19 protein-coding genes are annotated in these 17,751 nt (G+C 56.4%); 8 read left to right on the top strand and 11 right to left on the bottom strand.

Features of this window, described 5'->3' with window-relative positions; translation table 11 throughout:
* Position 1 precedes the first annotated feature (1 nt).
* The 4 genes from ACO6TI_RS31060 to ACO6TI_RS31045 form a co-directional block, all read right to left on the bottom strand.
* Positions 2–745, bottom strand: a complete 744-nt coding sequence (locus tag ACO6TI_RS31060) for an ATP-binding cassette domain-containing protein (protein WP_055113209.1) — start codon at positions 743–745, stop codon at positions 2–4.
* The gene (locus tag ACO6TI_RS31055; protein WP_055113207.1) at positions 742–1,713 is read right to left on the bottom strand and encodes an ABC transporter permease; all 972 of its coding nucleotides are present in this window, start codon (positions 1,711–1,713) and stop codon (positions 742–744) included. The genes ACO6TI_RS31060 and ACO6TI_RS31055 overlap by 4 nt, the downstream gene beginning before the upstream one ends.
* Positions 1,714–1,859: 146 nt before the next feature.
* On the bottom strand, positions 1,860–2,807 hold the full coding sequence (locus ACO6TI_RS31050) for a substrate-binding domain-containing protein (protein ID WP_350183655.1): 948 nt from the start codon (positions 2,805–2,807) through the stop codon (positions 1,860–1,862).
* A gap of 44 nt (positions 2,808–2,851) precedes the next feature.
* Complete coding sequence (locus ACO6TI_RS31045) at positions 2,852–3,940, bottom strand: LacI family DNA-binding transcriptional regulator (RefSeq protein ID WP_108874932.1); 1,089 nt, start codon at positions 3,938–3,940, stop codon at positions 2,852–2,854.
* A gap of 73 nt (positions 3,941–4,013) precedes the next feature.
* Here ACO6TI_RS31045 and ACO6TI_RS31040 point away from each other — a divergent pair, with 73 nt between their 5' ends.
* On the top strand, positions 4,014–5,027 hold the full coding sequence (locus ACO6TI_RS31040) for a hydroxyacid dehydrogenase (protein ID WP_108874931.1): 1,014 nt from the start codon (positions 4,014–4,016) through the stop codon (positions 5,025–5,027).
* A gap of 103 nt (positions 5,028–5,130) precedes the next feature.
* Here the strand turns inward: ACO6TI_RS31040 and ACO6TI_RS31035 are convergent, their stop codons facing one another.
* Positions 5,131–5,805: a DUF2161 domain-containing phosphodiesterase gene (locus tag ACO6TI_RS31035; RefSeq protein WP_108874930.1), complete on the bottom strand. Its 675-nt coding sequence runs from the start codon at positions 5,803–5,805 to the stop codon at positions 5,131–5,133.
* Between the two features lie 376 nt (positions 5,806–6,181).
* Here ACO6TI_RS31035 and ACO6TI_RS31030 point away from each other — a divergent pair, with 376 nt between their 5' ends.
* Positions 6,182–6,739: a hypothetical protein gene (locus ACO6TI_RS31030; protein WP_422384038.1), complete on the top strand. Its 558-nt coding sequence runs from the start codon at positions 6,182–6,184 to the stop codon at positions 6,737–6,739.
* Positions 6,740–6,855: 116 nt separating this feature from the next.
* Here ACO6TI_RS31030 and ACO6TI_RS31025 read toward each other — a convergent pair whose 3' ends face one another.
* The 3 genes from ACO6TI_RS31025 to ACO6TI_RS31015 all read right to left on the bottom strand — a co-directional run bounded on the left by ACO6TI_RS31025 (position 6,856) and on the right by ACO6TI_RS31015 (position 9,626).
* Positions 6,856–8,349 carry a TIGR01777 family oxidoreductase gene (locus ACO6TI_RS31025; RefSeq protein ID WP_422384037.1) on the bottom strand — a complete coding sequence of 498 codons (1,494 nt, stop codon included), beginning with the start codon at positions 8,347–8,349 and terminating at the stop codon, positions 6,856–6,858.
* A 2-nt stretch (positions 8,350–8,351) separates the two neighbouring features.
* Positions 8,352–9,002 carry a DUF4166 domain-containing protein gene (locus tag ACO6TI_RS31020; RefSeq protein WP_108874927.1) on the bottom strand — a complete coding sequence of 217 codons (651 nt, stop codon included), beginning with the start codon at positions 9,000–9,002 and terminating at the stop codon, positions 8,352–8,354.
* A gap of 63 nt (positions 9,003–9,065) precedes the next feature.
* A complete protein-coding gene (locus tag ACO6TI_RS31015; RefSeq protein WP_055113195.1) occupies positions 9,066–9,626 on the bottom strand; it encodes a GbsR/MarR family transcriptional regulator in 561 nt (186 codons plus the stop codon).
* A 342-nt stretch (positions 9,627–9,968) separates the two neighbouring features.
* Between ACO6TI_RS31015 and ACO6TI_RS31010 the strand changes: the two genes are divergently transcribed.
* The 3 genes from ACO6TI_RS31010 (at position 9,969) to ACO6TI_RS31000 (ending at position 12,714) form a co-directional block, all read left to right on the top strand.
* Complete coding sequence (locus ACO6TI_RS31010; RefSeq protein ID WP_422384036.1) at positions 9,969–11,354, top strand: DUF3179 domain-containing (seleno)protein; 1,386 nt, start codon at positions 9,969–9,971, stop codon at positions 11,352–11,354.
* A 203-nt stretch (positions 11,355–11,557) separates the two neighbouring features.
* Positions 11,558–12,016, top strand: a complete 459-nt coding sequence (locus ACO6TI_RS31005; RefSeq protein ID WP_209013715.1) for a hypothetical protein — start codon at positions 11,558–11,560, stop codon at positions 12,014–12,016.
* Between the two features lie 59 nt (positions 12,017–12,075).
* Positions 12,076–12,714 carry a VOC family protein gene (locus ACO6TI_RS31000; protein WP_197000384.1) on the top strand — a complete coding sequence of 213 codons (639 nt, stop codon included), beginning with the start codon at positions 12,076–12,078 and terminating at the stop codon, positions 12,712–12,714.
* A gap of 324 nt (positions 12,715–13,038) precedes the next feature.
* On the opposite strand, the gene ACO6TI_RS30995 is transcribed toward ACO6TI_RS31000, so the two are convergent.
* Positions 13,039–13,443, bottom strand: a complete 405-nt coding sequence (locus ACO6TI_RS30995) for a DUF4345 domain-containing protein (RefSeq protein WP_422384035.1) — start codon at positions 13,441–13,443, stop codon at positions 13,039–13,041.
* 46 nt (positions 13,444–13,489) lie between these two features.
* Positions 13,490–14,080, bottom strand: coding sequence for a TetR/AcrR family transcriptional regulator (locus ACO6TI_RS30990; protein ID WP_281929867.1), 591 nt, complete (start codon positions 14,078–14,080; stop codon positions 13,490–13,492).
* A 96-nt stretch (positions 14,081–14,176) separates the two neighbouring features.
* Here ACO6TI_RS30990 and ACO6TI_RS30985 point away from each other — a divergent pair, with 96 nt between their 5' ends.
* Both ACO6TI_RS30985 and ACO6TI_RS30980 read left to right on the top strand, forming a co-directional pair.
* Positions 14,177–14,569 (top strand): DUF6632 domain-containing protein, encoded by a 393-nt coding sequence (locus ACO6TI_RS30985; protein ID WP_197000381.1) that lies wholly within the window; start codon positions 14,177–14,179, stop codon positions 14,567–14,569.
* A 185-nt stretch (positions 14,570–14,754) separates the two neighbouring features.
* Complete coding sequence (locus tag ACO6TI_RS30980) at positions 14,755–14,898, top strand: hypothetical protein (protein ID WP_197000380.1); 144 nt, start codon at positions 14,755–14,757, stop codon at positions 14,896–14,898.
* A gap of 34 nt (positions 14,899–14,932) precedes the next feature.
* On the opposite strand, the gene ACO6TI_RS30975 is transcribed toward ACO6TI_RS30980, so the two are convergent.
* Complete coding sequence (locus tag ACO6TI_RS30975; protein ID WP_422384034.1) at positions 14,933–16,306, bottom strand: PLP-dependent aminotransferase family protein; 1,374 nt, start codon at positions 16,304–16,306, stop codon at positions 14,933–14,935.
* Positions 16,307–16,507: 201 nt separating this feature from the next.
* Between ACO6TI_RS30975 and ACO6TI_RS30970 the strand changes: the two genes are divergently transcribed.
* Positions 16,508–17,692, top strand: a complete 1,185-nt coding sequence (locus ACO6TI_RS30970; protein WP_422384033.1) for an MFS transporter — start codon at positions 16,508–16,510, stop codon at positions 17,690–17,692.
* Positions 17,693–17,751: the final 59 nt, after the last annotated feature.

Below are 17,751 nucleotides of genomic sequence, written 5' to 3'. Positions count from 1 at the left end.
CCTATCCGTGGGCGCCTACAATATAGGAGACGACTTCCGCCATGTCGGTTTCGTCCCGTTTCAGGTCAGCAATAACATTGCCGCGGCGGAGTACGACGATGCGGCCGCAGGCTTCGAATACATCGTTGAGGCGATGACTGATCAGGATGGTCGCAATGCCCTCTTCCTGCATCTGCCGTATCAGGTTCAGGACGCTTTCCACCTCGCGTACCGCGAGTGCCGCAGTCGGTTCGTCCATGATCACGAGCTTCGGCTTGAACGTCAGCGCGCGGGCAATGGCGATGGTCTGTTGCTGACCACCGGAGAGCATGCCGACCGGAATCTGGATCGAGGGGACATGAACGCCCAAACGGTCGATCATCTCCTGAGCCTGGGCGTCAATCTTTGCCTTGTCGACGAAACGTGGAAGGATCCCGAGGAATCTCTTGGTCGGCTCTCTTCCCAGGAAAATGTTGTTGGCGACATCCTGTTGCGGTGCAAGCGCGAGATCCTGATAGATCATCTCGATACCCCGTTCGCGCCTTTCGCCCGGATCGCGGCCGGTGACATCCTGATCGTCAAACGTTATGCGGCCGCTGTCGGTGGTGTAGACCCCGGTGATGGTCTTCATGAGGGTCGATTTGCCCGCACCATTGTCACCGACAAGCCCGACAACTTCACCGGCCGCCACTGACAGGTTCACTCCGTGCAGAACCTGCACCGGGCCGAAACTTTTCTCGACACCTGAAAGCTCCAGAAGGCTCATTGCAACGACCTCCCTCTGGTCCGGATCTGGTCGAGCCAGACTGCGGCGATCAGAACGGCACCAATTGCCATCTGCTGGTAGTAAGCCTGTACGGCCATGAGGTTGAGGCCGTTTTGCAGAACGCCCATGATCAGGGCACCGATCATGGTCCCGAGGATCGAGCCGCGTCCGCCAAACAGGTTGGTTCCGCCGATGATGGCCGCGGTAATGGCCAGAAGCTCGTAGTTCAGGCCGGCCGTCGGATCTCCGGTGTTCACGCGCGCCGTGAAGATCAGGCCGGCGATCCCCGCCATCAGCCCCGAAATCGTGTAGAGCATCATGCGTTGACGGCGGATGTTTATACCTGTGGCCCGGGCCGAATTCTCGTTGTCGCCAAGCGCGAGGGTGTGATGCCCGAACGGGGTGTGCGCGAGGACGTAATGCGAGGCCAGGGCGACGAACAGCATGATGAAAACAGGTGTCGGGACGCCGAACGGGCGGGCCTGGCCCAAAAACAGGATCTCTTCCGGCAACCCGTAAATGCCCCGGCCGCTTGAGATGATCAGTGCCAGACCACGCGCGATCCCGAGCATGCCGAGGGTGACGATGAAAGCGGGAACATGTCCTCGCGTGATGATGAAGCCGTTGACTGCACCCGCTGCTGCGCCGGCCATGAGCGAGCCGATGATTGCAAAGTACCAGGGCAATTCGAGCGTCACGACCAGTGCCGCTCCCGTAACCGAAGCCAGGCCGAGAACAGAACCGAGAGACAAATCGATCCCGGCCGAGCTTATGACGAATGTGGCTCCGATCGCCAGAATGCCAAACGTGGCACTGGCCAGGATGATGTTGAAGAAGTTGTTCGCGGTCAAAAAGACCCGTACGCCGGAACCGGTCACCGGAGACAGAAATGCCATGACGATGATCAGTGCCAGGAGCACCGCGAGCGATTCAACGCGAACGTGCGTTCTTTCGAGAAATTTCAGCATATGCCTAACCGATAAATGCGGGCCTGGAGTGTCTTTCGTTCAAACGAACGCACAAAGATGTTCTATCACTTGAGAACCGAACAACTTTTGGATGTTCAATCGATTTCGATTGAACATCCGTTGACCCGGGGCCCGCATTGTTGCTGTTACTTGACGTATTCGAGCATCGGGTCGGAACCGCCATCAAGGACTTCTTTGGTCAGAACCATGGTCGGCACATAAATCCAGTCAGGTTGTTCGCCGCCGGCCTTGACCATTTCGACTGCCTGCTTGCCGACGAGGTAGGGCAACTGCGCGACGGACGCGTTAAGACGTCCGGACTTGATCGATTTCACCGCATCCGAGTTGCCATCGACGCCAATCACGGTCACCTGATCGCCTTTTCCGGCTGCATAGACCGTTTCAACCGCTCCCAGGGCCATGCCGTCATTGGCGGCAAAGATGGCCACAAGCTCCGGATTGGCGGTCAGAATATCGTTGGTGATGTTGGCTGCCTTGCCGCGGTCCCAGTCGCCCGGCAGCGACGCCACGATTTCCAGTCCGGGTGCCAGTTCGGCAAGTTTTTCAGAAAAGCCGTTAGCCCGTTTCTGGCCGGTGACGTTGCCTGAAAGACCTTCTATCACAAGGATCGGTCCCTTTGCGTCCGCACCAACCTGGCTGACCAGCCATTCTGCTCCCTGTGCACCTGCCGCGACATTGTCCGAGCCGATGGAGAAGGCGATATCGACACCTGCATCTGTTGCGATCTTGTGGTCAAGGTTCCCATCGAGGTCGACAACGGGGATGCCCATTTCGGTCGCACGTTTCAGGCAGGGGAGCAGGATGGTGGAATTGATCGCGGCGGTGATCATCGCATCCGGCTGGCGCTCCAGCATCGTGTTGCAGACATTCAACTGCGGCTCGGCGGCCTGGTCGCTTTCAACTGCCTGGAGGTAATACTCCACACCAGCCTCGTTCGCGCCATCCCTGACACCGAGTTCCATCGCGCCCCAGAACGGGTTGGACAGGGTTTTCATCAGAACACCGTACGTTTCAGCCTGAGCCGGAACGGCGAGCAATGCCACGAGGGCAGTTACGGTCAGTTTCTTGAACATTTGCTTTCCTCCACTTTTCGTCTCTGCGTACTGGCGCTTCTGCGTCACCTTCTATTTCTGCCGGCCGCATAGCTGCCGACAGTATTCTTCCAACCGGCTTCGAACTGCGCCGGGATCAGTGTGCCCCTGGCTTCGAGCCGGCAATTGATACGGACGGTCGCCGGGGGCGACGTGTCACCTTCTATTCGGGCCAGCAGCCGCTCCCAGGCGGTCCTGGCAATCTCTTCCACTGGCTGAACAATTGCGGCAACCGGCGGGTGGACATGCGCCATCCAGGCGCTGTCGTCGAAACCTGCGAGTGCGGTATCCTTCCCCAGGACATGTCCTCGCTCCTGGAGAAGGCCGTAACTTGCCAGCGTGGCGGTGTTGAACAGGCAAAAAACAGCGCCGGGTGCCGGATTGTTGTCGAGATATTCTTCGAGGGCCGACCGAGCTCCACCGACGCTGTCGCCTGTCGGCAGGTAGTCGACAACAACCTGCTGTCCATGGTCGGCAACGGCCTTTCGAACACCGGCAAGCCGTTCGGCGACGTTGTCAAGTCCGTCGCCAAGATAGGCGACCAAAATACGGTTATGCCCGGCATCGAAGAGCTGTTGCATCATCATCGCGCTGGCATCCGCGTTGTTCACGCCAACGCTGTCCGCACCTGAATCCTGCAGCAGACGGTCGAGAACCAGAAAGGGTGTTTCGCTTGAACCGATCAACTCCGCTGAACGCGATTGAAGCGATGGAATGAGAAGAACTCCGGCAACCCGCCAACCAATCAGCTCGTCTATTTCACGGGCTTCAATCTCCGGATCTTCGCGGCTGGAGGTTGCGACGATGCGGTAGTTGGTGGCTTCCGCGCAATGCTCGAGTTTTGCCACAAGCTCTGCAAAAAACGGGTTTTCGAAATTGGGAATGACAAGGCCGATGATCCGGCTCTGGCTGCGCCTCAGGTTGGACGCCATCGTGTTGCGGCGATAGCCGAGTTCACGCACGGCCTGCAAGACGGCACGTCCGATCGGGTCGTCATTGCGTCGCCTGCCATTGATCACATTGGAAACGCATCCGGGTGAAACACCCGCTTGTCGCGCGACATCGCGAATGGACGGTCTCGCTCCCGACTGCCTTTTTTCAGTCTTGCCGGACATCAGCGTCCTCCTCCTTGCACTTATGTTAGAAAAAACGTTTTATGTTGTAAATCGTTTTTCGAGAGGAGCGGTGATGCGCATTCTATACGATCCGGCCCCACGCAGAACCGAGGAGATCTTCAGCGATGCGGACAGGGACAGGTTTTTTTCGAAATTTCAGGTGGTTGAGATTGATCCAGCCGACAGGGAACAAGCCTACCTGCGCCATCTGCCGACGACCGATGTCCTGATCAGCCAGCAACCCATGGGAGCGGATCGCCTAGCGCAGGCACCCGGTCTCAAGGCAATCGTCAACGTGGAAACCAATTTTCTCCCGAATATTGACTATGGCACCTGTTTTCAACGCGGAATCCACGTTCTGACACCCGCCTCGGTTTTCGCGTTGCCTGTTGCCGAAATCGGTTTGTGCATGGCGCTATCCCTGGCACGCGGTGTTCACACCAGCCATGGTGACTTTCTGACCGGGCAGGAGAAATACGGTCTTGAAGGCAACGCCAATGCCGAGTTGCTTACCGGAAGCCGGATCGGATTCATCGGTTTTGGAGATCTGGGAAAGGCGCTGCACAAGCTGCTTGCTCCCTTCCAGGCCGACATACTGGCTTATGATCCCTGGTTGCCCGACAATCACCTGCGTCGGCTTGGTGTTCACCCCGCGCCACTGGACAAGGTGCTGCAAACCTGTCGCGTGATCTTTGTCGTGGCGTCCATCACGACCGAGAACGCGTATCTTCTGGACAGTGAAAAACTCGCGCAGATGCAGGATCACGCAATGCTCATACTGCTGAGCCGTGCTGCAATTGTCGATTTCGACGCTCTTGCGAGGGAGGCCAGCGACGGTCGGTTGCGGATCGCGACCGATGTTTTTCCCGAGGAACCGGTTCCCGAAGGCGATCCAATTCGCAGCATTCCCGGCATTCTCTTTTCCGCGCATCGTGCAGGTGCACTGGCATCAGCGTTGCAACAGATCGGCGCGCTGACGCTGGAGGATCTCGACCAGATTGCCAAGGGGCTGCCACCTGTCGCATGCCGGCGCGCGGAACCGGAAACTGTCCAGCGCCTGAACAGCAAGCCTGTCGATTTCACGTGAGGAAAACGCCTCTGCCGAACCCCGTTGATGGACATTGTTGCGGTCAACCGGTTCGCAAACCGGGATGTTCAGCAACCCGTCTGCCTGTCTGTCCGAAGGAGATTTATTGAGGATCTTCCTTGAAGTTCCTTGTTTCTGCCCGACCCTTGGGTGTCAGTGCATAAACACCACGCTCAACACGTTCAAACCAGCCGTAATGGTCGTCGGCCATCATCCTGGTCGCCCGATCAACGCCTGTTGATTTTGCCACATCCGTGCCGCGACTCGGTCCGTTGGCTTCCAGATGTGAGGCGCACCGAAGCGCATCCTGTCGATAGGCGGTAACCAGGGTCACACGCGTCGACCCGCCGGTGTTGGGATCACCCACGCGGCGGGAAAACTCCCTGAGCAGCCTGTCCTTGCGCGGCTTGGACTTGCGCGGTGCATATGGCGCGGGGTCGAGATGAACCTCGACAAAACTGTCTGAAAGCCGGACTGTCATCAAACCGAGACCGAGACGCCGGGCCAGTTTGGTGTTGCTCTTGAGCGATTGCTGAAATCGCCGCCCGGTTCCCCTGGCAACCGCGACATAGACCGCATCGGTCATGGACAGGCGCGCAATGGCCTGATGAAAAAGGCTCAAGGTGAATCCGGTCTTCAATTCGACGATCACGGGATCCGCATCACCCCGGCAGGCGACAACGTCCGCAGCCCCGACTTCGGCTTTCACGTCGTAGCCCTGTCCGACAAGAAAAGTCTTTACCGGAAGGTAGAGTTCGGTTTCCAAAATGCGCGCCATGCCGACACCCTACGCCCGGAAAACTTACCCTGTGGTTAGCTTCGGTCCAGTTTGATCTGATCGGTTTGCCGAAGCTTTCTGCAAAACCAGATTTGCCGACAATTTGTTTGACCTTGTCAACCGGAACACATTGCCCTTCGAACGCTTGTCCTAAAGTGCACTAGGCGGCCACAATCCTCGTGCTAGGCTGATCGAGAAATGGCAAAAACCGGCGAAAACCGCCATTGGCGCGATATCGAGACATGCGAATTTTGCCTGGTCTGTCTCTCGGCGATGTCCTCGCCGGATCCTCGATTGTCCATCTGAGGCCAACACGCTGAGGGAAGGCTGGTGATTGGGGGTGGTGGCAATCCGGTACTGTTTCCTGGGGGGCACGATGAAAACCGCGGTATTTTGGTCTCTGTTCTTTCTTTCAGGTGTTTACACCGGTTCGGCTTTTGCATTTTCACTGGGGGGCGAAAAGACCGTCAATCTGGTTGACCAGAATGGTGAAAGGCATCAGGTGGCGACTATCGTCTTTGACAGCGCCGGCAAGGACATAACCTACAGCATCGACTGGCACGAAGAGGCCTTCGCAGACCATTTCCTTTCCATGAGACCCTTCAAATGTTTCGAGGGGCCGGAAAAATACTGGTGCCGCGTACCTTACCCGTATGAAATCAGGCGCTCCGTTTCCAAGCAGGATTTCACGGATCTGGAATACGATCTTCTGTTTGTGTGGAAGGGGTCAAACGAATACGGCGTCAACCTTTGGAACGGGATCTACTACAAGCTCGCGGAACAAGACAATCAGCTGGTGGGAACGCTTCACGAGATGGACATGGACAAGTTGGGTGTTCCTCCCGAGGCAGGAGATCTGAGACCTGTTGGCGAAACGGATCTTGAGGCGGGCGATCCGGACAGCCATTGGCTTCCGAGGCTCGTCATCGAATAAGCAGAACGGGCCAACCCTTTGGCCGTCCCGTTCCGCCGGTTTCCGATCCCGCAAAGCGACTTTGGAATACGCTGCCTGACCAGTCGACGCGGTGCCGCGTCCCAGGTGCAATCATGTCAGACCACGGCGTGCTCCTGTCGATCCAGTCGGGGCGTTTTCGCATGGGTAGAGCCGGTGATTTTTTCGAGCATCGGTCCCAACTCGGGATGGTGAAACTCAAAACCACGATCCAGGAGCCGCCTCGGTGCGACACGCACGCTCCCGAGCATGGTTTCACGGGCCATGTCACCAAGCAGGGCCGACAACAGCCAGGCAGGAAAATGCAAGAACGCGGGCCGGTGCAGGGCGCTTGCAAGATCACGAGTGAACTCGCTGTTGCGGACCGGTTCCGGTGCCGTCGCGTTCAGGCTGCCTTTCAGGCTCTCGTCTGCCATCGCGTGAACAATCACGCGAATGAGGTCGTCCCGTTCTATCCAGGACATCCACTGGCGTCCTGTACCCATCGTGCCGCCGCCGCCGAATTCGAACGGCGTGAGCAACCTTGCGAGCATGCCGTCATCAACGCCAAGCACAAGACCGATGCGCAGAACGACAACACGGATGTTTTCCGCAGAGATCTGATTGGCCGCAGCTTCCCATCTGTCGCACACCTCGTGCGTGAAAGCGGGCGCCGGCGCGGATTCTTCGGTGAGAACTTCCTCGCCGCGCAAACCGTACCACCCGATAGCCGACCCGCTGATCAGGCATTCCGGCTTGTGTTCCAGCCGTTTGACAACCTTGTGGAGCGCTTCGGTCATCTCCACCCGGGACTTTATGATCCGATCACGCTTCTTTTTGGTCCAGAGGCCATTTGCGATCGGGTCTCCTGCGAGATTGACGATCGCGTCCACGCGGTCGCTGGCATGGATCCGGTCCAGGTTGGTAATCACCCGCACAGGATGGGCCAGCTTGTCCGCATTTCGCAGGTCACGGGTGAGAACGGTGACGTGATGCCCGCTCGAGACCAGAGCTTCCACCAGCCGACGTCCGATAAAGCCGGTTCCACCGGTAACCAGAACATGTCGCCGCGGCGGCAGACCTTCCGCAAGATATGCGGGGTCTGCGAGCCCAATACGTTCGCTGCGGGCAGCGGCCAGCAGGTCGCGTGCCGAAAAAATGGCGACGCCGAGGGCAGCCACTGTTGCCATTGCGCTCCACCAGCCATAGCTGACGGGGATGATTGCACTCGGCAGAAGCGACCAGTGCCAAAGCACAGGCGCGAGAAACGCAAGGATCGCGCCATAGTTCAGGGTCAGCAAAGTGTGGTTGATGCGTTCCGTCCAGGGGAGTTTGCGTGTCATGTCCTCTTCGACGAAGTCCCACAACGTGATGATGACTTCGGCCAGCAGAACAAAGCCGAGTGAGATCGCGAAAGCGCCGTGAGGCTCCATCCAGGCAAAGCAGAGAAAGATCAGAGCGTAAAAGAAATTGCGCACCCCATGCAGGCGCAATTCAAGCTTTTGGGAGGCACGCCAGGCAAGCCGTTCGGTACCTTCATGATGAACCAGCGTATCGTAGAGACCCATGAAGATCTGAATGGAGATCAGTGTCCACAGAACGGGATTTTCCATTGTTATTGCTCCATGTCGTGAAAGAGGGCGTCCTGATGGACGAGTTCGCCGAAAAGCCGGCTTTTCAATGTGAGTGAAAACAGGAACCGCGTTTCGCCGAGGTCCCGGTGGCTGATGGTGAGCGCGCCTGGGCTGAGCCAGGCGGGAAGCCGCAGTTTCCTGTTTCGGATCTGCAGGAAATAGTGATCGCTCTTGAAACTCAGACCGTTCTGGTTGATGCCGACGCGCAGCGCTATTCCCAATCCCGCGCCGATGTATTCTTCAATGCCGGTCGGGCCGGAGAATCTCTTGGAACTATGTATGACCTGCGGGAAACCGGACGCCCGGCCATATTGACGTATCCAGAACTGGCCATCGCCAGCGCAATCCTCTGTCACCGACACCACTGCCGGTTGCCGAACGGATGACAGGTCATGGGGAAGGGGCCCGCCAATGAGCCTGGCGAGCTGTGACAAGAAGAATCCGGCAAGGTTCCTGCGCATTGAAACAACGACACCCTGATAGACGACACTTGCGCCGCCCTTCAGGCGCTTGCCGAAGCGACGGCGGACGGATACCGGGAGCGTGTTCCACGCTTTTTCACCGACAAGATCGTGGAAACGATAATCTGGAACAACATCCTGAGGATGGATTTGACGACAAGCCTGTTTCATACCGTTCTTCCTGTCATATCCGTTATTTCTGTATAAAGAGAAATTTAGATTTAAAAAATTTGCCTAGTCCGTTTTTCCGCCGCCGACCCTCAAAAGAGTCAAAACCTTGGTGCCCATCTTCATCAAAGCGGAAAGGTTTGATTTCGGTACGCTCAGCATCTGGTTCGACCACTTGTCGGCCGTGGCCAGAAAGTCCTGCATCGCGTGCATCCGGGATAGCACCGCGGGATCGAGCTTGGTTTCGGTTTCCGCCTGGGTGACGCACATGTCGATCGCACGGATGGCGGGATCGATCTCACGTTCCTTGCGGCCCCTGGCAATCAGCAGCGCCATTTCCCATACGTCGGTTTCCGCGACAAAATGCTCCCGCCGGTCACCGGCGACGGGAACCCGCTGGATCAACCTCCAACCCACAAGTTCCTTCAGGGAGTTGGAGACATTGGACCGCGCAATTCCGAGCTCCTCGGAAATCTGTTCGGCGTTCAGCGGGTCTGTGCTGAGGTAGAGCAGCGCGTGTATCTGGGCCACCGAGCGGTTGACGCCCCACTGAGTGCCCATGTCGCCCCAGTACAGAATGAACTGAGCTCTTGAGGAATTGTCGTTTTTGTCGGTAATTTCTGTCATGACAGAAATATCTGATATAACTGGAGAAGAGTCAAGAGCGCGAGAAGAGGTGAAATTGTCTGGCCCGCATGCCGGTGCGGCGTTTCTTCCTTTCAGGTGGGAAGGTGCAGCCGATCACGTGATTGCTTGCCTGCCGCATTTCCAATTCAGTTCCTCACCAAATGCTGATGCATCGTGATTGGAAGCGAAGGGCCTCGAGGCCTCTTTTATAGGGCCAGCACGCTTACACGGAACTGGTTCCCGGCCGGGTTCGCATGCTCCATGTGCTTGTGGTTGTACACGCGAGGCTTCAAGCCGCGCGCGTGCTTCATCGGATGAAAACAGCAGTCGAAAGGTGTTTCCATGGCAAATGCGACGTGTTCCCAATCCCGCAACGCTCTTGTTGCGTTGCTTGCAGCCTTTGCCCTGATGTGGACGTCCGTTTCATATAGCCAGGATCGGGAGGCCTTGCCGGACTATGTGATCAAGCAATACGGCGAGCCACCGGCCATACCGAAGGGCGATCTGCCCGAAGCGTTGCAAGCGGCCGTGAAGACAGCTTTTGTCGACAGCCTGACACAATCGACATGGGGCCGGGACCAGACAATCGCACTCGGGGAAGTCGCCGCATCGAAAGATCCGCGCCTTGTCTGGATCATCGCCGACTTGATGCGCTTCACGTCCGGATCTCAACTGAGTGCTTCACTCACCGATGCTGCCGGGAGCTTGCTGGAAAAAGACATTCCGACCAGCAACAACTGGGGTGTTGTCACGGATCACCTGATCGCGTGGGACATACCGGCACCTCCTGACTATCTCCCTGTCAAACGCGCCATTTTCACAACCATCGTTCCAGGCTGGGACAAGATCTTCGTCGAAGGGAAAATCGACTGGAGGCACGTTTCGTGGGGGGGCGTTCTCATCGATGACCGTCCCTACGACAAGACCAATGAAGTGTGCAACTGCATACCGGCGGCAGACAATCCGGCTGTAAGCACCGTCGAAGAGGCCAAATGGCTGAAGGATGATGATATTGTTTTCGGCGTTGAAGTGAACGGCGAGTACCGGGCCTACCCGAGGCGTATCATGGAGGTGCGCGAGATGGTCAACGACACATTGGGTGGACGCAATCTCGGAATTCCGTATTGCACCTTGTGCGGCGCGGCACAGGCCTATTTCACCGATCAGTTGCCGGAGGGTATCGAGCGCCCTGTTCTGCGCACGTCCGGATTGCTCATCCGTTCAAACAAGGTCATGTATGACGTCAATTCCTATTCGGTGTTCGATACATTCCTGGGCAAGGCGGTGACCGGTCCTCTTGCGGAGAAGAACCTGCAGCTGGAGCAGGCCAGTGTCGTGACAACGGACTGGGGAACCTGGAAGGAAGCCCATCCTGAGACAACGGTGTTGATCGAGCCGCTGGCGCTCGGTCGGGATTTTGATTTCCGCAATGGCCGGGATGCCAACGGACCGATTTTCCCGGTGGGTGATGTCGACCCCCGGCTGCCGGTACACGAAGATATCATCGGCGTCGTCACCGCATCGGGAAAACCGGTAGCGTTTCAACGGAGCAAGGCTGTTGCTGCGTTGAAAAAAGGCGACGATATCGCATACGAGAACGTGCGCCTCAAGCTGGACGCCGGTGGGGTCAGGGCGGTTGACGCACAAGGTTCGGACCTCGGCAGCCATCAGGCGTTCTGGTTTGCCTGGTCGCAGTTTCATCCTCAGACAGAGCTTTGGCCAGGGTGAATTCGGCTGTGTGATCTTGATATCGGGTCGGTCCGGGCACCTTTACTTGCCCGACCGCCGCGATTTCCCGGATCGCGGGGTTTTGTTTCCGGTCAATATCGGTGCGCCGGGCAAGATGAAAAGATGCGCAATTGACGGCTTGACCTAGGACCCGCGAAGGAACAAAATAGGAACAAACTTGGCGTCGTGAGGGAGCAGCCATCGTGACAGACCTTCGTCGGTACAAAGCAAAATCAGGCACCTTTTTGCCTGTCTGGACACTGGAGATTCAGACGTTGCCGGAGGATGCCGACCGTATCCTTGATGAAGTTCAAAAGGTTCATCCAATGAGTTTCGGCCGTTATCAGCGTAATGCGAGCATCTCCGCTGTCGGCATGGAAACATCGCAACCCGAACCGGGGTCGACAACGACGACGCATGTCGATGGTTTCGAAGCCGGAGAAACCGAAACCTATCCGATGGTTGAGCTCAAAATATCCATCGAAAGGGATCTCGGCATACTGGAAAAAGTGATGGATGCCGTGCTCCATGCACACCATTACGAAGAGCCTGTGATCTTCCTGCGTGAGGACTGGGCCAGCAGGGCGGCCTATGATCCCGAAAGCGACAATCCAAATCGCTGGTGGAACAACGGCCGGGGGTTGCCGCAGCGGCTCTCCTGATCGATAGTCGTTGTCGCTTTTTCACCGCGCTTCTCAGACAGTATTGGAGCTTTCCGCAAGTGCTCAAGCTCGACCACCTGACCGTGATTGCCCCAACGCTGACCGAAGGGGTGTCGCATGTCCGTGAGTGCCTTGATCTCGACGTGCCCTTCGGGACACGCCATGACTACATGGGCACCCATAACCACAGGCTTCAACTCGGCGACAGGATCTATCTGGAGATCGTTGCGCTTGATCCGGACGGCCAAGCACCTGGCCGTGCAAGATGGTTCGGGCTCGATGATCAGGAACAGGTCAGAACGGATTGGGACGACGGTCGGCGCCTGCGCGGCTGGGTCGCCAGTACCCACGACATTCAGGTCATTGTGTCAAAGCATGACAAGATCTTCGGAGAGGTCGTCGCGCTTCCGTTCAATCGACCGGAATTTGCGTTTTCGATCCCCGATGACGGGTCGCTTCCCCTTGACGGTGGCGCGCCTTCGCTCATCGATCACCAAGGCGATCCGACGTCGATGTCGGACATCCCCGATATGGGTGCACGCCTTCTGTCGCTGACGCTTGAGCATCCGCACCCCGATACCGTGGCAAAGCTTTATCGCGAGCTGTCACCGGATCGCCCTCCTGATGTCACCCCGGGTACCCAAATCCGCTATCGGGCAAGTATCATGACGCCGTCCGGACGCAGGGAGCTCACCTGAACCTCACTATGATCAAGCGAATATATGTTTGTGACAATCCCGGCGAAAAAGAGCGCGTCGTTTACGAACCAGCCATGAGTTCTCGGCATGTTGGCAATTTATTCTGCTGACAGTTACCTTGTTGATACCTCTACGATCAAAGGAGGCGTGACATTGAAGGATCAGAACTTCTCCTTCTTGAAAATTCGATCAACACCTTGTCGTGTATCGCAATACTAGGATGCTTTTTCGCTTTGGCAAAAAATACCTGTGTTGCATCGCGGGTTGAGATGGAACGCAGGCCCAAGTTAAGGGATTGGATATACACGGTGAAGTTTGCCGGATCTAAACGGAAGACACGATTTTGTCTGCCTTGAGAGTTCTGAGAAGCGCGTAAACGGCTAAATTTCCCAGCAGAAACTCAAGGAACAGATACAATAGCAGCAAGTTGTTGGGTGTTCCGTCGACGATCAGGCTTAGGACCCGGCCGAATGCCAGGCCGAACATGAACACCATCAGGGTATAGAGTGCCGGCTGCCGGAAAACCTGAAAGGCGACGCCAAGATACCAGAATATGATTTGCGCAAAATAGAGGCCCATTACGGCTCGAAAGATATGCGGTTCATTTGTTCCTGAGACATCAAAACCATATAGAAAAGGCAGCAATGCGTGCGGATCGGCACCGTATCCGAGTGCAATCGGAATGAGTCCGGTGGCGGAAAAGGCCAGTAGAAAGCGGTCGAAGGTCATGTGATACTTTTGTGTTGTGAGGTGGACGCACCCCCAGTTGGGCTCTCTAGTCAACGGGAGTTTGAATAACTCCTTTGATCATCTCATTGTCGCGAGGCAGGCGTCCTTCCAGAACCAGCATCGTAATACCATGAACGACAGACCACGCGTGCAGCGCGCGAATACGCCGTCGCTCTTCCGATACATTTTTCGGAAGCAGGGTGGCCACATTCGACATCAGTTCCTGCATGGCCGGATCCTTGGCGCCGCCAAGACCCGTTTCGGATGGTGCCGCCCTGCTCATAAGACGAAAGAGCGTGGGATTGGCGAGTGCGAAATTCACATAAGCGAGGCCCGTCGCATCCAGCCCAGTCTGACCACCACCTGAAGACAGCATCGCTTCGCGTTGTGCTGCCGCAAGCATCCGGCTTCCTTCGGCACACAAGGCTTCAATAAAGGCCTGTTTGTCAGGAAAATGCCTGTAAACAGAGGTAGCACTCACACCGATCCGGCGTGCGACCGCGCGAAGCGAAATGTCATCCGCATCCTCTTCTCGCAAGGCATTGAGGCCTTCGGAAACAAGCGCAGCGCGCAAGTTTCCATGATGGTAGCTGCGATGACTCCGATCAATGTTGACGCTGTTACTATTTTCATTCATGTTGTCACTGTAAACATTTTTTGCATTGCGCACAATGCGTTTGCGAAAGTCGACGAAAAGAACCTGTCAGCACCATTGCAAAACACGGAGAACAGCATGAGCGAAACGACACGAGAGAAGCTGTTGAAATTGATGATGATATTGACGGGGATAACATCGATCTTGATGATTCCCATCGGCGAAGTTTGGCCATCAGGTTTTGTCTGGCATGGAGGTGAAGGGGAATATTATTTCCAGATGATTGGCGGGATCTACGCCACGCTTGGTGCTTTCCTGATCTATGCAGCAAGAAACCCGTCGGCTCCACAACATCAGACATTTATCTGGTTCGCAATCCTTGTGAATATCGTGCACTCGGTCATCATGGGAATACAAGCCACCGGTGATCCGAGCGAATATGGTCACCTTGTCGGTGATGTACCCATCCTGTTCATCTCGAGTGTCGTGATCTGGTACTTGCTGCCAACCAAACACAGTGCAACCGCATGATTGGCCGCTCATTGAATTCAGCTCTCTTCCACACCTGGATTGCTCCCATTTCGCAAGTCAAATGGTTACTGCCGCCGATCGGTGCGGCACTAACTGTTTGGTATGGTTTTTGGGCGGCAATTGTGGCAGCGGGATGGGTTACACCACCAACCGTCACAGTCCTGTTTCCATCAGATTCATTCGTAATGGACATACCTGAGGGAGCGGCCATCATATCGATTTCGTCATTTTCAGTTACGCTTGCCGGTGACTATCCGGACTTCGCCCAGACGCTCTATGTTGCAGGAGCCTGGTTTGTCCTTCCTGCCAATCTTTCTGGCTGTCTTTAATCGGGATGTCGTGATCGGTCCCATTCTCTGTTCATCAGTCACAAAGGGCTGCTACAAGCCGGATCACACCATCGGAAAGTGCCTGCGGTGGAAACGCCGCATACCCCATCACCAGGCCTTGCCGCGCTGCCGGACCAAAGTAGAAATTCGACAGGGGAGCGAGACGCAGGCCAGCCTCATGAGCGCGTGCAGAGACTTCGATGTCGCGCATTCTGCCGGCAAGCCCGGGACCGAGTTCAGCGACAAGATGCATGCCGCTGGTTTCTGGATCGGCAGAAAGAAGACCCGAAGCATGTGTGTGCAATGCGTTCAAGAGAGCCTTCTGGCGTTCTGCATACAATCTGCGCATTCGTCGAATATGCGTTGCGAACGAACCGCTTGCGATAAATTCTGCCAGGACCGGCTGCGCGTGGAGAGCGGCCTTCGAGCCGATCCGGCCAAGAATTGCTGCGACATTTTTCTGGAGACGATACGGGACAATCATGTAGCCAAGTCTTAGTGCCGGGAACATGACCTTTGAGAAGCTGCCGATATAAATGACCCGCTCAGAGTCATCCAGGCTCATCATCGCCGGAAGCGGTTGCCCCTGGTAGCGAAACTCCCCATCGTAATCATCCTCCAGAATGAAACCGTCGCAATTCTTTGCCCAGTCCAGCAATTCCAGCCGACGTGTCAGGGAAAGGGTCATGCCAAGCGGATATTGCCGGGAAGGAGTGACCGCGACGGCGCTTGCGCAGAGGTGTGCCTGATCACCGCTGGACAGGTTGAAGCCCTGGGCATCGACGCAGACCGGATTGCACGTCACGCCGCTTCCAGCCAGTGCATTGGCCATCACCTTGTGACCGGGATCCTCCACCAGGACTGTGTCACCAGCCGCAAAGGCAGCCTTTGAAATCAACTCGACTGCCTCCACCAGGCCCGAAGTCACGACAATTTGCCCAGGTGAGCACAGAATGCCGCGCCACTCATTCAGATGTTGGGCAATGGCGGTCCGCAGCGGCCCAAATCCCATCGCGGGCGGTCGACCAAGGATACCGGCGTTCGGGGCACGCCAAATGCGGTCATGGATGCGGGTCCACTCACGGTAAGGGAACGTTTCAAGATCAGGAAAACCGACATCAAATGGCACCAGGGGGTCATTCAGTGGCAGCGTTTGTCGTGAATCCGGGGACCCATCCCTCGCTGTCCGGACCGGCAAACTAGGCAGGTCGGCAGCAATGAAGACACCGGACCCCCGGCGTCCCTCGAGATATCCTTCTGCAACAAGTTGCTCGTAGACGGCAGTCGTCGTCACCCGCGATACCCCAAGTTCCAGTGCAAGGTTCCTGCTTGAGGGAAGCCTGGCTCCAGAGCGAAGGCGGCTGGCATGAACCAGCTCCCGAAGAGCGTGCGAAAGTTGTGTCTGCAATGGAATTTTCGACGAGCGATCCAAAGAGATAGACAAGATCGCAGCTTCTGAAGTGGCCTTATTCATATTCCAATTATTGGACATTTTGAAAGACCACTCAAGTTTGTAGGTTGTGTGCAATGGAGCGGAGAGGCCTCGCGTTACATCGTGCCGTCGGTTCCTTGTCCGTATTCACTTGTCCTTTCCCTGGAGCATAGGCCTTTGTCCCGTATCTCGACTTTCTGTGTCTATCTGCTTGCAGTCTTTCTGCAGGCAGGTGCTTACGGTCTGACTTTCATGTTGCCGCGTCTTTATTCTGGCTTCGGTGCGAATGAGAAAGCGGTCGGGGTATCGTTGTTCATAGCGACGGTCTCAACATTGCTTGCCGTCTATTATGCGGGACATTTGTCGGACTGGTTCGGCCGTGTTGCCACGCTTGGCATGGCCTGTCTGTCTATCGGAGCAGCACTCGGATTGTTCGGACTTGCGGTCACCGTTGGGTCGCTCACGGTGATCGCAAGCATTCTTCTGGGAGCAGGCTGGGGTTTGACTTATGCCCTTGCTCCCGTTGTCCTGACACGACTTGTCTCGGCGCAGGAAAGAGTACGCTATTTTGCGTTACACTCAGTCGTGTTGATGGCCGGATTTGGCCTGTCGCCGGTCATGGCGGCTAAAATCGAGAAGGCAGGTGGGAGCGTGTCGGATGCGTTTTTCATCACGGCTATCGGTTGCCTGGTGAGTGCTCTGCTGTTCTTCGTGCTGATCCGGCCGGTCCGATCTCATGCCATCAACGCCGGCCCGGAAGCCAGTTCAAGGCTGAGCTTGAACGGTGTCGGAACAATATTGCGTTCCCGCGCGCTTGTTCCGGTCGTCATGGTTTTTCTTGGCGCCAGCGTGTTCGCAGGGTTGAACAATTTCCAGACCGTCTTTGCCGATGAGCGCGGGTTGGACTACGCGGATTTCTTTCTGGTCTACACGATCACCGTGGTGATCTGCCGGATTGCGCTGGCGCAATTCAAGGGTGGCAGGCATCCCTATCTGACGATCGCCCTGCTGCAATATGTAATGGCAGGCAGCGTTCTATTGTTCATCTTCTCGGGAACCAGCCAATCGGCGTATGTTGTTGTCGCAATCCTGTTCGGGATCGGCTACGGAGCTTCCTATCCCATCCTCGTCGCCATGGCTGCAAATGATGCGAACCACGATCTGGTGCCGCAAACGCTCCAGCTTTTTGCATTGACATATTTCATCGGTATCTTCGGATTTCCGTTGGTCGCAGGATGGATGATTGTCGACGTCGGCGTTACGCCGCTTCTGGGATTGATTGTCGTGATAGCAGCCTTTGAGGCGACAATGGCACTGTTGCGTGTGCAAAAAGACGGCTTGGCTGCCCCCAAACGGACGTGAGGATGGCCAGATGCCGACCGATGAAAAGCAAACGCTTGTTCCATGCTTCTCCGCAGCCG

Origin of the sequence: Roseibium album, from assembly GCF_965233825.1 — a bacterium.
Lineage (GTDB): Bacteria > Pseudomonadota > Alphaproteobacteria > Rhizobiales > Stappiaceae > Roseibium > Roseibium album.
Note: the sequence above shows the minus strand (reverse complement) of the source record. Positions and strands in the feature narration are given on the sequence as shown.

What these genes read in the sequence shown, in the direction of transcription:
- ACO6TI_RS31060 (WP_055113209.1), bottom strand. Translation starts at nt 745, where the DNA reads ATGAGCCTTCTGGAGCTTTCAGGTGTCGAGAAAAGTTTCGGCCCGGTG.
- ACO6TI_RS31055 (WP_055113207.1), bottom strand. Translation starts at nt 1,713, where the DNA reads ATGCTGAAATTTCTCGAAAGAACGCACGTTCGCGTTGAATCGCTCGCG.
- ACO6TI_RS31050 (WP_350183655.1), bottom strand. Translation starts at nt 2,807, where the DNA reads ATGTTCAAGAAACTGACCGTAACTGCCCTCGTGGCATTGCTCGCCGTT.
- ACO6TI_RS31045 (WP_108874932.1), bottom strand. Translation starts at nt 3,940, where the DNA reads ATGTCCGGCAAGACTGAAAAAAGGCAGTCGGGAGCGAGACCGTCCATT.
- ACO6TI_RS31040 (WP_108874931.1), top strand. Translation starts at nt 4,014, where the DNA reads ATGCGCATTCTATACGATCCGGCCCCACGCAGAACCGAGGAGATCTTC.
- ACO6TI_RS31035 (WP_108874930.1), bottom strand. Translation starts at nt 5,805, where the DNA reads ATGGCGCGCATTTTGGAAACCGAACTCTACCTTCCGGTAAAGACTTTT.
- ACO6TI_RS31030 (WP_422384038.1), top strand. Translation starts at nt 6,182, where the DNA reads ATGAAAACCGCGGTATTTTGGTCTCTGTTCTTTCTTTCAGGTGTTTAC.
- ACO6TI_RS31025 (WP_422384037.1), bottom strand. Translation starts at nt 8,349, where the DNA reads ATGGAAAATCCCGTTCTGTGGACACTGATCTCCATTCAGATCTTCATG.
- ACO6TI_RS31020 (WP_108874927.1), bottom strand. Translation starts at nt 9,002, where the DNA reads ATGAAACAGGCTTGTCGTCAAATCCATCCTCAGGATGTTGTTCCAGAT.
- ACO6TI_RS31015 (WP_055113195.1), bottom strand. Translation starts at nt 9,626, where the DNA reads ATGACAGAAATTACCGACAAAAACGACAATTCCTCAAGAGCTCAGTTC.
- ACO6TI_RS31010 (WP_422384036.1), top strand. Translation starts at nt 9,969, where the DNA reads ATGGCAAATGCGACGTGTTCCCAATCCCGCAACGCTCTTGTTGCGTTG.
- ACO6TI_RS30995 (WP_422384035.1), bottom strand. Translation starts at nt 13,443, where the DNA reads ATGACCTTCGACCGCTTTCTACTGGCCTTTTCCGCCACCGGACTCATT.
- ACO6TI_RS30990 (WP_281929867.1), bottom strand. Translation starts at nt 14,080, where the DNA reads ATGAATGAAAATAGTAACAGCGTCAACATTGATCGGAGTCATCGCAGC.
- ACO6TI_RS30985 (WP_197000381.1), top strand. Translation starts at nt 14,177, where the DNA reads ATGAGCGAAACGACACGAGAGAAGCTGTTGAAATTGATGATGATATTG.
- ACO6TI_RS30980 (WP_197000380.1), top strand. Translation starts at nt 14,755, where the DNA reads ATGGACATACCTGAGGGAGCGGCCATCATATCGATTTCGTCATTTTCA.